Below are 14,631 nucleotides of genomic sequence, written 5' to 3'. Positions count from 1 at the left end.
ATGCCGACCTCTCATCGACAGCCAGAAAAGAGGGCCTCTCATGACCACTCTGCCAGCCAAAACCGAAAAGAAACTCGGCCTCGTCATCGACCTCGATACCTGCGTCGGCTGCCACGCCTGCGTGATCTCCTGCAAAGGGTGGAACACCGAAAACTACGGCGCGCCGCTGTCGGATCAGAATGCCTATGGCGCCGACAATTCCGGCACCTTCCTCAACCGCGTGCACTCCTACGAGGTCCAGCCCGCGGGCGATGCAGCCGCGCAGCTCATACACTTCCCCAAGTCCTGCCTGCACTGCGAGGACGCCCCTTGCGTGACCGTCTGCCCCACGGGGGCAAGCTACAAGCGTGTCGAAGACGGCATCGTTTTGGTCAACGAATCCAACTGCATCGGCTGTGGTCTGTGCGCCTGGGCCTGCCCCTACGGTGCGCGCGAGCTGGATCAGGCCGAGGGCGTGATGAAGAAATGCACCCTCTGCGTCGACCGCATCTACAACGAGAATCTTCCGGAAGAAGACCGTCAGCCCGCCTGTGTGCGCACCTGCCCCGCTGGTGCCCGCCACTTCGGCGATCTGGGCGATGAAAACAGCAGCGTCAGCAAGCTCGTCGCCGAACGCGGCGGCATGGACCTGATGCCCGAACAGGGCACCAAGCCCGTGAACAAATACCTGCCGCCAAGACCGAAGGACGACATGCCCGAATTCGACGTGCTCGCCCCCTTCCTGGAACCGGTCGCGGAGGAGCCGAAAGGCTTCCTCGGCTGGCTCGACAAGACCCTGGAGAAACTCTGATGCATCCCGCGCCTTCCGTTATCTTCTTCACCACCTTCAGCGGCTTGGGCTTTGGGCTCCTGTTCTTCCTCGGGCTCGGGTTTCCCGCCGTCACCGGCTGGACGGCCTTCGCCTTCTTTGCCATCGCCTATGTGATGGCGGTGGGTGGCCTGATGGCGTCCACCTTCCACTTGGGCCGCCCCGAGCGCGCCATCAAGGCTTTCACCCAATGGCGCTCCAGCTGGCTCAGCCGCGAGGCCTGGTGCGCGGTCGGCGCGCTGGTGCTGATGGGCCTCTACGGGCTGGGTCTGGTTTTCTTTGACACCCGCTGGACGGCGTTCGGCATCCTCGGGGCAGTGCTCTCGATGGCCACAGTGTTCACCACGTCCATGATCTACACGCAGCTCAAGACCATCCCGCGCTGGAACATGAAACTCACGCCTTTGAAGTTCATGAGCCTGTCGCTGGCCGGCGGCGCGCTGGTGGCGGGGCAGGTCGATGCGGCCCTTGTGCTGCTTGTAATCGCTGGCCTTGTGCAGATCTATGCCTGGGTTGAAGGCGATAAGGCGCTCACAAGTTCCGGCACGGACATGGCAAGCGCCACCGGGCTGGGCGGCATCGGCAAGGTCCGCGCTTTCGAGCCGCCGCACACCGGGACGAACTATCTGCTGCGCGAATTTGTACATGTGATCGGGCGCAAGCACAGCCAGAAGCTGCGGATCATCGCCTTGGGGCTGATGACAATTGTGCCCATTATCCTTTTAGCCTTGCCGTTTTCACATTTTGTCGGTGTGCTGGCCATCGCCAGCCATGTCGCAGGTGTGCTGACCGCGCGCTGGCTCTTCTTTGCGGAGGCCGAGCATGTGGTCGGCCTCTACTACGGCAAACGCTAAACGCCACATGCGCAAAACAAAAAGGGCGTGGAGAGATCCACGCCCTTTTGCGTTTCGCTGATCCCAGCGCCTAGTTCAAAAGTCCCGCATGCCGCAGACCGTCGTCCACCAGCGCCCGGGTGGCATCAGAGAGCCCGACCAGCGGCAAGCGCACTTCGTCCGAGCAGAGCCGCAGCTGCGACATGGCGTATTTCACGCCAACCAGCCCTGGTTCGGTAAAGATCGCCTTGTGCAGCGGCATCAGCCGGTCCTGAATGCTCAGCGCCGTAGCGTAGTCGCCGGCGAGACAAGCGCCCTGCATTTCACTTAGCATCTTCGGCGCCACATTGGCCGTCACGGAAATACACCCAATACCGCCTTGGGCGTTGAACCCATGCGCGGTGGCGTCTTCGCCGGACAGCTGAATGAAATCCGGCCCGCAGGTCAGACGCTGGTCGCTGACGCGCGCCAGATCACCCGTTGCATCCTTTACACCGACAATCCGGGGCAGCTTGGCCAGCTCGCCCATGGTCTCAGGTGACATGTCCACGACGGACCGGCCGGGAATATTGTAGATGATGATCGGCAGGTCGGCGCAGTCATGCAACGCGGTGAAATGCGCCAGCAGGCCCGACTGCGTCGGCTTGTTATAATATGGCGTAACCACGAGAGCCGCATCCGCACCCACTTCTTCGGCGTGGCGGACAAGGCGCATCGCCTCGATCGTGTTGTTGGATCCGGCACCGGCGATCACGGGCACACGGCCAGCAGCAGCCTTGACGACTTCCTCGACCACCACTTCGTGTTCGCGGTGCGTCAGGGTCGGGCTTTCCCCGGTTGTCCCAACCGGCACCAGACCATTGCTGCCTTCACCGATATGCCACTCCACCAGTTTTTTGAGTGTCTCAAGATCCAGCTCGCCGTTCCTGAACGGCGTGACGAGGGCAGGCATCGAGCCTTTGAACATGTGCACGCTCCTTTTTTATTTTGGCCGGCAAATGGCCTGAGATTAACCACATTTCAGCATGATCGTGATTTGATACGTGATCAGGACGCTGTATGTATCAGAGGCTCTAGCCCTCAAACGCCGGGAATTGCAAGTGATCAGACACTGGCTGACGACACTGACTGTGATTTTACTGACCGCGGCCCCCGCGCTGGCGGAGCGGCCAAGACCGCTTGCCTGGGCGATGGACGCGATGCGCGATGGCGATTGGAGCACGGCGGCCAAGATTGCCGCGCGCGACGGCGATGTGGCTGGTGACGTGATCGAATGGTCGAGGCTGCGGGCCGGGAAAGGCACCTATGCGGATGTGGTCTCCTTTCTGCAGCGGCGGCCGGACTGGCCGGGCGAGCCTTATCTGCGAAAACAATCGGAACGGGTTGTAATTGCACAGAAAGATTCTCAAGTACTCGCGTTTTTTGGCGCGCGCGCCGCGCAAACGCCTGAGGGGGTATTGCGCCACGCTGCCGCGCTGTCGCGCACTGATGCCGCGTCGGAGGCGGAAGCGATTATCGTATCGGCGTGGCGCGAGATGCCGATGGGCAGCACCGCGCAGTCGCTGTTTCTGGCCGCGCACGGTGAGTTGCTGAAACCACATCACAGCGCGCGTCTGGATGCGATGCTCTGGGCCGGGGCCTTTGAGAACGCGCGACGCATGTACCCGCTGGTGTCAAAGGCCGACATCGCCGTGGCCAAGGCAAGAATCGCCCTGCGCGGTCGTGCAAATGGCGTGGATACGCTGATTGCACAAATCCCCAAAAGCCATGCGGAAAATCCGGGCCTGCAGTATGAACGCTTTGTCTGGCGCGCGCGCAAAGGACGGTGGGACGATGCGAAAGACCTGCTACGCGCGACATCGACAAGTGCGGCGGCCCTGGGCCAACCGGAGGCCTGGGCCAACCGGCGCCGGTCCATGGCACGGGACGAGATGCGGGACGGTAATGCGGAGCGCGCATATGAGATTGCCGCGCGCCATTTCCTGACAGCGGGCTCCAATTATGCAGATCTGGAATGGCTCGCCGGGTACATCGCCCTGCGTAAACTGAACGAACCTGAAACGGCATTGCAGCACTTCAAGAACCACGATGGAGCGGTGAGATCGCCCATTTCAAAAGGCCGCGCGGGATATTGGCAGGGCCGTGCACTTGAGGCGATGGGCGATGTGGCAGCAGCCGATCAGGCTTACACGGATGCGGCGCAGTACCAGACGTCATTCTACGGCTTGCTGGCGGCGGACCGCGCGGGCTTGCCTTTTGACACGGCCTTGGCGGCGGAGACAATCGATGGGGAATGGCGCGAGTCAGAGGTCGCGACATCACCGGTTTTTATCGCCGGTATGTTGCTGCAGGCCTCAGGTGAGATTGATCTCGCGGAACGGTTCTGGACACATCTGGCGGAAAGCCTGAACCGCGAACAGGCCGGGCTGCTCGCGGAGGCGGCTTTGGAAGTCGAACAACCGCATCTGGCGGTGATGATCGGCAAGCGCGCGGCGCGGCGTGCGATCGTCGTGCCAAGAGGATACTATCCGCTGCACCCTGTGGCCGATCAAGATCTTCCGATGGCACCGGAAATGGTGCTGGCAATCGCCCGGCGAGAGAGTGAGTTTGATCCCGGTGTCCAGAGCGGTGTCGGCGCCCGCGGCCTGATGCAGATCATGCCCGCAACGGGGCGCGAAGTGGCTGCCTCAATCGGGCGTAAAGGCGAACACAGCACGGAAAGGTTGATTTCCGATCCCGTTTATAACGCGGAACTCGGTGCCGTTTACCTGTCGAGACTGGCCGCGCGGTTCCGGGGAAACATCATCATGATGTCCGCCGGATACAACGCCGGACCAAGCCGCCCGGACCGCTGGATGCTCACCTATGGCGACCCGCGCAAAGGCGACATCGACATGGTGGACTGGATCGAACACATCCCGTTTCGTGAAACACGCAACTACGTGATGCGCGTGGCCGAAAGCCTGCCGATTTACCGCGCCCGCCTGGGAAAAAATCCGATGCCAGCGCCCTTCCTCGAAGAACTGACCGGCTCATCTCTGCTGGCGTTCGCGCCAAAGGGTGAATAGCCCCGCCGCTACAATAACCGCCACGCCCAGCGCCACATTTGGGCGTATGGTCTCGCCAAAAACTGTAGTGCCCAACAGCGATGCAAACACAAGCTGGAAGTAGGCAAAGGGCTGTACAGCGCTGGCTTCGGCAACCTCGTAGCAGCGAATCAACAACCAATGACCGGACGCCCCGGTCACGCAGAGAAGTGCCATCCAAAGCCAATCGGTTTGGGTCATCGGCTCCCAATACCATATGCCGATGACGGTCATCGTCACCGCGCCCGCCACGCCGGTCCAGAAAAAACTGGTCGCCGTGCTGTCCTGTCGTGCCGCGTAGCGGGTCAGTAAACCGTAAAGCGCGAACATCAGCGCGGCAACCAACGGGATGATCGCGTAGGGGTCAAAGACCGAAACACCAGGCTGCAGGATGATCATTACCCCGACAAACCCCACGGCAATGGCCGCCCACCTGCGCCAGCCCACAGCCTCCCCCAGAACCGGGCCGGACAATGCGGCGACCAACAATGGATAGCAGGCGAAGACCGCATGGCTCTCGACCAGCCCCAGAAGCGTAAAGCCCGTGACCATGACGCAAACTTCCAGGGCCAACAGGACACCCCGAAAAGCCTGCAAAAGAGGTTGCCTGGTCCGCGCCGCCGCACGCACGCCCCCTGCCTTGCGGCGCGCGATGGCCATCACGAAGGCGGCAAAGAACCAGTACCGGACCATTACGACTAAGTAGACGTTGTAGGCATCGGCGAGGTGGCGGGAAATCCCGTCCTGCAAGGCAAAGACGATGGTCGTCAGCAGCATCAGCAAGACGCCCAGGCGCACATTGTTGGATTGTGTCATGGCCGAAGAATCCCGACCGTCATATGCCGTTTACGACCAAAGCCGGTCATCCGCTGCACGTCAAATCCTGCCGCATCAAGCGCGCGGCGCACAGCCCCCGCAGCGGTGTAGGTCGCAAAGGTTCCACCCGGAGCGGTATGACGCGCCACCTCTTGCATCAGCTCATCGGACCAAAGCTCCGGGTTTTTTGCCGGTGAAAAACCGTCCAGAAACCATGCATCCGCCGCGCCCTGCCAAGGCGCAAGTGTTTCACGGGCATCACCCAGAACTAGGTTCAGGGAAATCCCCGGCGCTATTCTGAACGAACCGCCGTCGACGCGCCACTGGTCGCTCAGAATCTCACGTAACGCACCCAGGCTGTCAAAGGGGCGTAGCGCACGCGCTATCTCTTCGGCAGTCATCGGGAACGCCTCAAAGCTTGTGAACGTGAGTTGACCGGGGATACCTGCCTTCTGCCATGCCTGCGTCGCGGTGAGAAAACTCAGGCCGGTTCCGAACCCCAGTTCCGCAATATGAAAGCCGTCGCCAAATCTTTCCGGCAAGCCGTTGCCTTTGAGGAAAACATAACGCGTTTCCTCCAGCCCGTCTTCCAGGCTGAAGTAAGGATCGTCAAAGCGCTCTGAGACTGGAACGCCTGATGCGTTCCATGTGACATCTGCCGTCTGGTTCTGCACGGAGGGGCCTTGTAGGGTGGCTGGACTCTGGCGCGACATTGAGGGAGTGGAAAACCTTTGGCAATGGCCGATATCACCATACGCGGCGCGGGCATTTTTGGCCTGTCAATCGCCTGGGCCTGCATCCGGCGCGGCACACGGGTGACAGTCATAGATCCAAACGGGCCGGGCGCGGGCAGCAGTGGCGGGGTTGTCGGCGCATTGGCACCCCATGTCCCGGAAAACTGGAACGCAAAGAAGGCCTTTCAGCTGGAAAGCCTACTGATGACGGGGCCTTTTTGGGCCGAGGTTGAAGAGACAAGCGGCATGTCATCCGGTTACGCCCGCAGCGGCAGGCTGCAGCCCATTCCTGATATGAAAGGTCTGGACCTCGCCCGGCAGCGCGCGATCAGTTCCGCCGAGCTGTGGGGCAAGCATGCGACGTGGTCTGTCGATCAAATGGACGGGGCAGCATGGGCCCCGCCCAGTCCGACGGGATGGGTAATCCGCGACACTTTGAGCGCCCATCTGCACCCAAGATCGGCATGCGACACACTGGTCGCCGCGCTCTCGGCCAAAGGGGTTACCATTCAAAGCGACGGTCCCGATACAGGCGCTGTGATCTGGGCCACGGGGATAGCGGGGCTCGACGCGCTGAACCGACAACATCACAGAATGGTCGGCAATGGCGTGAAAGGGCAGGCCGCGCTTTTGCGATTCGACGCCGGTGTCGCTCCACAGATCTTTGCCGATGGCGTTCATATCATTCCGCACTCCAACGGCACAGTGGCCGTTGGCTCCACCTCGGAGCGGGATTTTGAGGACCCAAACACGACTGATGCGCGATTGGATGCAGTGATCGACCGCGCCCGCACCGCTGTCCCCGTTCTGAAAGACGCAGAAGTCATCCACAGATGGGCTGGTGTGCGCCCTCGTGCCCGCAGCCGTGCACCCATGCTGGGCGATTGGCCCGACAGGCCGGGTCATTTCATCGCGAACGGTGGTTTCAAGATTGGATTTGGCATGGCCCCGAAGATTGCGGAGGTGATGGCAGATCTGGTGCTTGAAGGCCGCAACCAGATCCCCGACGGGTTTGAGGTCAGAGCATCATTCTGACCTCAAACCGGTGACCTCGCGCACCTGATCGACGAACGCCCCCACACCCTTTTGACCCGCTCTCGCTTTGAGTGCATTTTCAGCGGTACACCGGCAGCGAGGAACCAATGATGCCGCCATCCAACATTCAATGCCGCGTTCGTGTCCTGGATCATCTGGTGCTCACCGTCGCCAGCATCCCCGAGACTGTCCGTTTCTACACGCAGGTGCTGGGCATGCGGGGTGAGCAATTCGATGCCGCTGACGGGACGCGGCGATGGGCCCTGCTCTTTGGTCAGAGCAAGATCAATCTGCATCAAAAGGGGCGCGAGTTCGATCCAAAGGCGGCGCACCCGAACCCCGGAACAGCGGACTTGTGTTTTTTGACGGATGCGCCCCTGGAAGACTGGATGACCCATCTTGCCACGCATCAGGTCGACATCGAGTACGGGCCGGTGCCGCGCTCCGGCGCAACGGGCGCAATCATGTCACTCTACCTACGGGATCCGGACGGCAATCTGATCGAGGTCGCGGTGCCGCAGGATTAGCGATCCACCTCGGCGCGCAGAGCCTGCATCAAGGCAGTCAATTCACGCACATAAACCTCGCCGGTCAGCCTGCCGTTTTCGTCGAACTGATTGCTGCTGTCGGCCAGATGGATTTCCGGCCCCTGCAGGATGCGGGGGCGAAACGGCACCATGAACCCGCGCAGCACCATCTGCGCCCGCTCGCCACCGGCCCGGCCCGCTGCTGCGGACATCACGGCCACCGGTTTTCCGGACCAGGGGCGTGTGCTGGTGCGGCTGATCCAATCCAGCGCGTTTTTCAGAACACCGGAGGGTCCCTTGTTGTACTCCGGCGTGGAAATCAGGACGGCATCCGCCGCTGCAATATCATCGGCCAGGGTCTGAACCGCCTGCGGCACGCCTTCAGCGGACTCAAAGTCACCATCGTACAGCGGCAGGTTCAGATCGGCGAGGGAGAACGCGCAGTCTTCAAAAAGCCGTGCGGCCTCGTGCAGCAGCTTGGTGTTGGTGGATGCGTTACGCAGTGAGCCGGACAGCCCAAGAAGAGTGTATTTTGCCATGAATTCATTTCCTTGCAAACGGTTGCCGTAATCCTGTGGCAGCGGCCCGAAAAAACAAGAGCCCCGGCGAGAATTCCGGGGCCCTTGGATGAATTATAAGGTTTTTTGTCAGGCTGTGGGCAGAATGACGATCTCCACCCGACGGTTTTGCGCTTTGCCAGCGGCGTTGAGGTTGCTGGCAATCGGCTGGTTTTCACCCCGTCCAAATGTCTGCAGACGCGCGGATGGCACACCCGCGTTCAACAGGACGTTGCCCACGGCATTGGCACGCCGTTCCGAAAGCTGCTGGTTATAGGCCGCGTCACCGTCGCTATCGGTGTGGCCGATCACCTGCACGGTGGATTGCGGGTATTTGTTCAGGCTTGCGGCGACAGCGTAGAGATCGTTCTGCAAATCTGACCGAACGGAGAAACTGTCCGTGGCGAACAGGATATCCTGTGGCAGGTTCAGGATCAGACGGTCACCGGTGTTGGTGATGATGACGTCATCGTCCAGATCACGGCGCAGTTCCGCCTCCTGCTGATCAAGGTTATAGCCAATTCCCGCGCCGATGGCCGCACCCACGGCGGCCCCGACCAAGGCACCATCTCCTCGGTTTCCATCCCCCTTGGACAGGGCGCCCAGCACTGCGCCCGCGCCTGCGCCAATCAGAGCACCGCGCTGTGTTTTGGGATTGTTGGAATTCGCGCCGATTTGGTTAGGATCGGTACAGGCGGCGAGCACCAAAGTACCCGAAAGTACAAGGATCAAGGGCGTTTTTACAAATGTCATAGCGTACTGCCTTCAGTGGTTGCGGCCCCGTTCGGGCAGGGCGTCTTGCTGTTAACGCCGTATATATGGCGGCGGTTCCGCAACAAACCAAGGGGAAAATAGCTCGGCAATAAGCTGCCAGGGTACTCACGTCATCAATTTTCCGCGTGCACGGCCTCATAGGCAAGCATGGCGCGCTTCATCGGCAGGCCCCAGTGATAGCCACCCAAGCCGCCGGATTTACGCAGCGCCCGGTGGCAGGGGATCAGCCAGCTGATCGGGTTACGTCCGACCGCTGTGCCCACAGCGCGCACGGCGCGCGGGTTGCCGATGGCCTGCGCAATCTCGGAGTATGTCGTAACCTGCCCCGACGGGATGCTGAGAAGCGCTTCCCAGACCTTGATCTGAAACGGGGCGCCGATGAGAAACAGCGGCGCCGTTTCCAGGGCGCCGTCGCCTGCGCCAAAAGCATGCGACACCCACGGACGCAACATCATCGGGTCCTCGATAAACTCAGCCTGTGGCCAGCGCGATACCAGATCCTGCAGGGCCGCTTCCTCGCCCGTTTCGGCAGCAAACCCCATGCCGCAGATGCCTTTGTCCGTGCCCATCACAACAGCGGGGCCAAAGGGGCTTTCGAACCAGCCCCAGTAAATCTTCAACCCCGCGCCACCGCGCGCGAACTCCCCCGGGCTCATCGCTTCCCAGCGCACAAAGAGATCGTGCAACCGTCCGCTGCCCGAAAGACCAACCGCATGCGACGCCTCCAGTGTCGTGAAACGGTCGCGGAGCAGGGTCTTGGCGTGACCTAAGGTCAGGTACTGCTGATATCTTTTAGGCGACACCCCGACCCACCGCGAAAAAAGTCGCTGGAAATGCGCAACGCTCATACCCATTTCCGCGGCCAGTTGTTCCAGCGACAGCGGGTCTTCGGCCTGATCGATCAAATCGATGGCGCGGCGGACAACGCGGTAGTGGTAAGCGGTTTCCGATTCGTCGGGGAGTGTCTGATGCTGTGTCATGGTCCCAATCTAGGAAACCGGACGGCGCGGCGCGACCCGAAACCTGCGAATTATGCGCGGCGCAACACCGGCTCTGTTTCTCGCATCGCAGTGCCCCTGTCGTCCTGCGCAATCAACAGTCGTGCTTCATGTCGGGTCAGGCAGGGACGAGCCATTGCAGCCTCCATTCCGTCAGGTCCCAGGGCCTGCATCAGACGTTCACTGTCGGCCTTGGATAGCCGCCGCATCGTCTCCGGTCCGGGGAACAACGTCTCCACCCAGGCGCCTTGCGCCTGAATGACTTGATGGTTGGCGCAGGCGATATGGGTCAGCGTGTAAGGCCGCACTGGCGTGAGAGGAAAGCCACGTCCACGATCAGCCCAGGCCTTGGCCGGGGCCAGCACCTCATTGGAAAAATAAAGCAGCTCCGCCCGCGCCGAGGTGAGGAGCAGCCGGTGATCTCCGGTGACATGCAGGTCATGGGTCGGCGCGTTTGGCCCACAAGCGCCCGCAGGAATGCACACCGGCCGTTCGTCAGGATATTGCATGAAATATCCCGGCTGAAGACGTGTCCGCCCGATCCAGACGATGGGTTGATAGCCGTGATCGCGGGTCAGCACCCTATCGGAGGTTTCCAGCCACTCCACCGGGACTTCCCCATCCTGCGTGCGGATCATGGTGCCGGGGCCAAAACAGGGCACGCTTTGCTGTTCGTATTGGGTATAGGACAGGCGTGTATCATCGCCGTCCGGCCCGCCCAGCAGATTGTCGATGTCTCGCCCCCCGACATAGCGATACGTGACGCCGGGTGTCAGAGGTTCGGATGGCACATACCCCATCTTGACGCCATCGATTTCGATCCGGTCGATCCTGACATAGGAGCCGTCAGGCGCTTGCAGAACGCCAAATTGCTCACCGTAAATCTTGCCTGAAGACACCGGGTTGCCGTCTGCCGTGGTGACCACGCCGGTCTGGTTCGCGTCTTCGCCCACCTCGTTGTTATGCTCGTCCCCATCCAGAAAATTGTCGTCGTCCGTGACCTCGAACAAGACGCGGTCGGTTCTGAAATCGTAGTTTGGATCAAGCGTGAATGTGCCATTGCTGGGATTGTAGACCAGCGTATTCGACGAATAGCCGTAAAAGGAATGCGTTGCCATGCCAATACCTTGAGAGCTGAAAACCATCAGAGACTGACACAGGCAAATGAAGATACTGCTGAAAAATACGCCAAGTTTTTAGACGCATTTTAGCGATCACCGGCAGATGGTCTTGCCCACACCTCGGAAAGCCCGCATACCGGGCAAATGGCAAAGCAGCTTGGATATCACACCATACGCGAGATTTTCACGCGGTTTCAGGACGCTGATCCGGAGCCGAAGGGCGAGCTGGAGCATGTCAACGTCTATACGCTGGTTGTTGCGGTGGCGCTAAGTGCGCAGGCCACGGATGCGGGCGTGAACAAGGCCACGCGCGCTCTTTTTCAGATCGCCGACACCCCGCAAAAGATGCTGGACCTGGGGATTGACGGGCTGACCGAACATATCAAGACCATCGGGCTTTACCGCCAGAAGGCCAAGAATGTGATGAAGCTCAGCCAGATCCTTGTCGATGACTACGGCGGAGAGGTGCCCAACAGCCGTGCGGCGCTCCAAGGTCTGCCGGGCGTCGGGCGCAAGACGGCAAATGTGGTGCTGAACATGTGGTGGCAGCACCCGGCGCAGGCGGTGGACACCCATATCTTCCGGCTTGGCAACCGCACCGGCATCGCGCCCGGCAAAACGGTTGAAGCCGTCGAGCGCGCCATCGAAGACCATATTCCGGCTGATTTCCAGCTGCATGCCCACCATTGGATGATTTTGCACGGGCGCTACCATTGCAAGGCACGCAAGCCGATGTGCCCCACCTGCATCATCCGCGATCTCTGCCCATTCGAGGACAAAACCCTATGAAAAACTACGAAGTCGTTGGCATCGGAAACGCCGTTGTCGATGTGATCACCCACGCCGATGACAGCTTTCTCGACCATATGGGGATCGACAAGGGCATCATGCAGTTGGTGGATCAGGACCGCTCGGAAAAGCTTTTTGCCTCCATGAATGACCGGCTTCAGACGCCGGGCGGGGCTGTGGCCAATACCGTGGCGGGCGTGGGCTCGCTGGGGCTGCAAACGGCCTTCATCGGGCGGGTGCGCGATGATGCCCTGGGCCGGTTTTACGCCAGTGCGATGACCGACAATGGCATTGATTTCGTGAATCCGCCGGTGCCGAACGGCGAGGTGCCGACTTCGCGCTGCATGATCTTCGTCACGCCGGATGGCGAGCGGTCGCTGAATACCTATCTGGGCATCTCGACGGGCCTGACCTCCGATGACGTTCCGGAAACGGTGTCGGGCGGAGCTAAGATCATGTTCCTCGAAGGTTATCTCTTTGATCATGACGCCGGCAAAACCGCATTCCGCGAAGCGGCGCGTGCCACCAAGGCGGCGGGCGGCATCGCCGGCATCGCCATCTCTGACCCCTTCTGCGTGGAACGGCATCGCGCCGATTTCCTATCCTTGATCGAGCATGATCTGGACTATGTGATCGGCAACCAGCACGAGATCGAATCGCTGTTCGAAACTGATCTGGAAACCTCCCTTGCAAAGACGGCCGAGATTTGCCCGCTGGTGGTCTGCACCCGCTCGGGCGACGGCGTGACGGTGATTTCGGACGGCCAGCGCATTGATGTGCCGGTCCAGAAAGTCACCCCCGTGGATGCCACCGGCGCAGGCGATCAGTTTGCCGCCGGGTTCCTTTACGGTCTTGCGACCAAGCGTGATCTGGAAACCTGTGCAAAAATGGGCAACCTCTGCGCCGCCGAGGTCATCAGCCACGTCGGCCCGCGTCCGCAGGTGGAGATGATGCAAATCTTTGAGGCGGAAGGGCTCGTCTGACGATGTTGGAAGACGGTTTCCATGATGTCCCCGCAGGCAAGCTCGCGATGATCGTGACCTACCTGGAAATGACGTCGAAAACGGATACCAAAGACGTCCCGCTGCCGGACGGACTAAGCTTTCGCCGCGTGACGGCAGATAATGCATGGTACCGCGATGTCTTTACCCGCGTCGGGGGGACAGACTGGCTCTGGTACGGACGCCTCCTGCTTGAGGATGATGCGCTGACGGCCATCCTTTCCGACCCGAAGGTGGAGATTTACACGCTATCGCGGGACGGGCAGGATCTCGCCCTTTTGGAGCTGGACTTCCGCAAAGAGGGGGCCTGCGAATTGGCCTACTTCGGGCTGACGTCCGACCTGATTGGCACCGGGTCCGGCCGCTGGCTGATGAACAAGGCAATCCATCTGGCTTGGGAAAAACCGATCTCACGTTTTCACTTGCGCACCTGCACCATCGACAGCCCGCAGGCGCTCAGTTTCTATAATCGCAGCGGTTTCACACCGATCAAGCGCAGCGTGGAAATCGCCGATGATCCTCGCAATCTTGGGCTGTTGCCAGAAACCGCTGGCCCAAATGTGCCGCTGCTGCGCCCCTAGAGCAGATCGCGGAATTCGGACATCACGGCGGCGTAGACGTCCCGTTTGAAAGGCACGATGTTCTCGACCAGCGCCTCCGCCTCCAGCCAGCGCCATTTGGAGAACTCCGGGTGCTCCGTGGCGATGTTGATCTGGGTGTCATCGCCCTGAAACCGCATCAGAAACCATTTCTGTTTCTGGCCGCGAAAACGGCCCTTCCAAAGCTGCGGCACCAGATCATAAGGCAGCTCATAAGGCAGCCATTCACTGTTCTGCGCCTCGACGGTCACCAGATCGGCGGTCACGCCGGTTTCTTCCCAAAGTTCGCGCAGGGCCGCCTCCTGTGGCGCTTCCCCCTTGTCGATCCCGCCCTGTGGCATCTGCCAGGCGTCATATTCGCTGTCACGCCGCTGCCCGACAAAGACGTGCCCGTCCGCATTGACCAGCATCACGCCCACGCAGGGCCGGTAAGGCAGCTTCTCGATCTCTTCGGGGGTCATGCCAGCGTCTTCTCCATCTTGGCCCGCGTCAGGCTCTCGCCGTTCCGCTCGACCGTCTCGTGATGGATAATCGAAAACCCCATGGCCCGAAAGGCCGGTTGCGCCATGAGGCTGGCGTGGGTCCAGAGCCGTGCCTCGCCCGCGTCCCGCGCCCAGCTCTCGACATGATCGTATAGCTTCCGGAACACGCCCGTGCCGTGATGGGCAGGCAGAATGAATGCCCGGTCAATATAGCCGCCGGGCTCGACACTCATGAAACCAATGACAGCGCCGGTTTGATCCTCCGCAACGGCGACCTCCAGCGGCGCCAGATGCGCGGCCCAATCTGCCCCCTGCGGCGGTTGATCCATCCATGCCGCGCGCTGCGCTTCGGTATAGGGGCTGGGACCTTCCCGCACGGCGGCATAAAACACCTGCCCCAGATCATCTGCATCCTGTGCTCTTGCCCATCTGATCATGCTCTTGCTCCCCCACCCGGCCTTGTGACGCGGC

Annotated in this window: 17 protein-coding genes; 8 read left to right on the top strand and 9 right to left on the bottom strand. The window is 60.9% G+C overall.

Features of this window, described 5'->3' with window-relative positions:
• Positions 1–40 precede the first annotated feature (40 nt).
• Both ISX84_RS16210 and ISX84_RS16205 read left to right on the top strand, forming a co-directional pair.
• The gene (locus ISX84_RS16210) at positions 41–790 is read left to right on the top strand and encodes a 4Fe-4S dicluster domain-containing protein (protein ID WP_195821443.1); all 750 of its coding nucleotides are present in this window, start codon (positions 41–43) and stop codon (positions 788–790) included.
• Positions 790–1,662 (top strand): dimethyl sulfoxide reductase anchor subunit family protein, encoded by an 873-nt coding sequence (locus ISX84_RS16205; protein WP_195821442.1) that lies wholly within the window; start codon positions 790–792, stop codon positions 1,660–1,662. The genes ISX84_RS16210 and ISX84_RS16205 overlap by 1 nt, the downstream gene beginning before the upstream one ends.
• 70 nt (positions 1,663–1,732) lie before the next feature.
• On the opposite strand, the gene dapA is transcribed toward ISX84_RS16205, so the two are convergent.
• Positions 1,733–2,608, bottom strand: a complete 876-nt coding sequence (gene dapA / locus ISX84_RS16200) for a 4-hydroxy-tetrahydrodipicolinate synthase (protein WP_195821441.1) — start codon at positions 2,606–2,608, stop codon at positions 1,733–1,735.
• Positions 2,609–2,735: 127 nt separating this feature from the next.
• Here dapA and ISX84_RS16195 point away from each other — a divergent pair, with 127 nt between their 5' ends.
• On the top strand, positions 2,736–4,709 hold the full coding sequence (locus ISX84_RS16195; protein ID WP_442800628.1) for a lytic transglycosylase domain-containing protein: 1,974 nt from the start codon (positions 2,736–2,738) through the stop codon (positions 4,707–4,709).
• Here the strand turns inward: ISX84_RS16195 and ISX84_RS16190 are convergent.
• Both ISX84_RS16190 and mnmD read right to left on the bottom strand, forming a co-directional pair.
• Positions 4,674–5,543 (bottom strand): DMT family transporter, encoded by an 870-nt coding sequence (locus ISX84_RS16190; RefSeq protein WP_195821440.1) that lies wholly within the window; start codon positions 5,541–5,543, stop codon positions 4,674–4,676. The two genes, ISX84_RS16195 and ISX84_RS16190, sit on opposite strands and share 36 nt — an antisense overlap.
• Positions 5,540–6,217: a tRNA (5-methylaminomethyl-2-thiouridine)(34)-methyltransferase MnmD gene (gene mnmD / locus ISX84_RS16185; protein ID WP_326838752.1), complete on the bottom strand. Its 678-nt coding sequence runs from the start codon at positions 6,215–6,217 to the stop codon at positions 5,540–5,542. The genes ISX84_RS16190 and mnmD overlap by 4 nt, the downstream gene beginning before the upstream one ends.
• A 63-nt stretch (positions 6,218–6,280) precedes the next feature.
• Between mnmD and ISX84_RS16180 the strand changes: the two genes are divergently transcribed.
• Positions 6,281–7,312, top strand: a complete 1,032-nt coding sequence (locus ISX84_RS16180) for an NAD(P)/FAD-dependent oxidoreductase (RefSeq protein WP_195821438.1) — start codon at positions 6,281–6,283, stop codon at positions 7,310–7,312.
• 110 nt (positions 7,313–7,422) lie between these two features.
• A complete protein-coding gene (locus tag ISX84_RS16175; RefSeq protein WP_195821437.1) occupies positions 7,423–7,839 on the top strand; it encodes a VOC family protein in 417 nt (138 codons plus the stop codon).
• On the opposite strand, the gene ISX84_RS16170 is transcribed toward ISX84_RS16175, so the two are convergent.
• The 4 genes from ISX84_RS16170 to ISX84_RS16155 all read right to left on the bottom strand — a co-directional run bounded on the left by ISX84_RS16170 (position 7,836) and on the right by ISX84_RS16155 (position 11,286).
• The gene (locus ISX84_RS16170) at positions 7,836–8,378 is read right to left on the bottom strand and encodes an NADPH-dependent FMN reductase (protein WP_195821436.1); all 543 of its coding nucleotides are present in this window, start codon (positions 8,376–8,378) and stop codon (positions 7,836–7,838) included. The two genes, ISX84_RS16175 and ISX84_RS16170, sit on opposite strands and share 4 nt — an antisense overlap.
• Before the next feature lie 108 nt (positions 8,379–8,486).
• The gene (locus ISX84_RS16165; protein ID WP_195821435.1) at positions 8,487–9,149 is read right to left on the bottom strand and encodes an OmpA family protein; all 663 of its coding nucleotides are present in this window, start codon (positions 9,147–9,149) and stop codon (positions 8,487–8,489) included.
• 134 nt (positions 9,150–9,283) lie between these two features.
• A complete protein-coding gene (locus ISX84_RS16160; protein ID WP_195821434.1) occupies positions 9,284–10,150 on the bottom strand; it encodes a methylated-DNA--[protein]-cysteine S-methyltransferase in 867 nt (288 codons plus the stop codon).
• Positions 10,151–10,200: 50 nt separating this feature from the next.
• Positions 10,201–11,286 (bottom strand): Hint domain-containing protein, encoded by a 1,086-nt coding sequence (locus ISX84_RS16155; protein ID WP_195821433.1) that lies wholly within the window; start codon positions 11,284–11,286, stop codon positions 10,201–10,203.
• A 147-nt stretch (positions 11,287–11,433) separates the two neighbouring features.
• Between ISX84_RS16155 and nth the strand changes: the two genes are divergently transcribed.
• From nth to ISX84_RS16140, 3 genes are read left to right on the top strand one after another with little or no spacing between them, the layout of a single operon-like run.
• A complete protein-coding gene (nth, locus tag ISX84_RS16150; RefSeq protein WP_195821432.1) occupies positions 11,434–12,078 on the top strand; it encodes an endonuclease III in 645 nt (214 codons plus the stop codon).
• Complete coding sequence (locus ISX84_RS16145) at positions 12,075–13,061, top strand: adenosine kinase (RefSeq protein ID WP_195821431.1); 987 nt, start codon at positions 12,075–12,077, stop codon at positions 13,059–13,061. The genes nth and ISX84_RS16145 overlap by 4 nt, the downstream gene beginning before the upstream one ends.
• A 2-nt stretch (positions 13,062–13,063) precedes the next feature.
• Positions 13,064–13,660, top strand: a complete 597-nt coding sequence (locus tag ISX84_RS16140; protein WP_195821430.1) for a GNAT family N-acetyltransferase — start codon at positions 13,064–13,066, stop codon at positions 13,658–13,660.
• Here ISX84_RS16140 and ISX84_RS16135 read toward each other — a convergent pair.
• Positions 13,657–14,139 (bottom strand): RNA pyrophosphohydrolase, encoded by a 483-nt coding sequence (locus ISX84_RS16135; protein ID WP_195821429.1) that lies wholly within the window; start codon positions 14,137–14,139, stop codon positions 13,657–13,659. The genes ISX84_RS16140 and ISX84_RS16135 overlap by 4 nt on opposite strands.
• Positions 14,136–14,597 (bottom strand): GNAT family N-acetyltransferase, encoded by a 462-nt coding sequence (locus tag ISX84_RS16130; RefSeq protein ID WP_195821428.1) that lies wholly within the window; start codon positions 14,595–14,597, stop codon positions 14,136–14,138. The genes ISX84_RS16135 and ISX84_RS16130 overlap by 4 nt, the downstream gene beginning before the upstream one ends.
• Between the last annotated feature and the right edge of the window lie 34 nt (positions 14,598–14,631).

Origin of the sequence: Roseobacter sp. MH60115, assembly GCF_015644665.1 — a bacterium.
Taxonomy (GTDB): domain Bacteria; phylum Pseudomonadota; class Alphaproteobacteria; order Rhodobacterales; family Rhodobacteraceae; genus Roseobacter.
The sequence above is the reverse complement of the archived record's forward strand: the minus strand, read 5'-3'. Positions and strand labels throughout refer to the sequence as shown.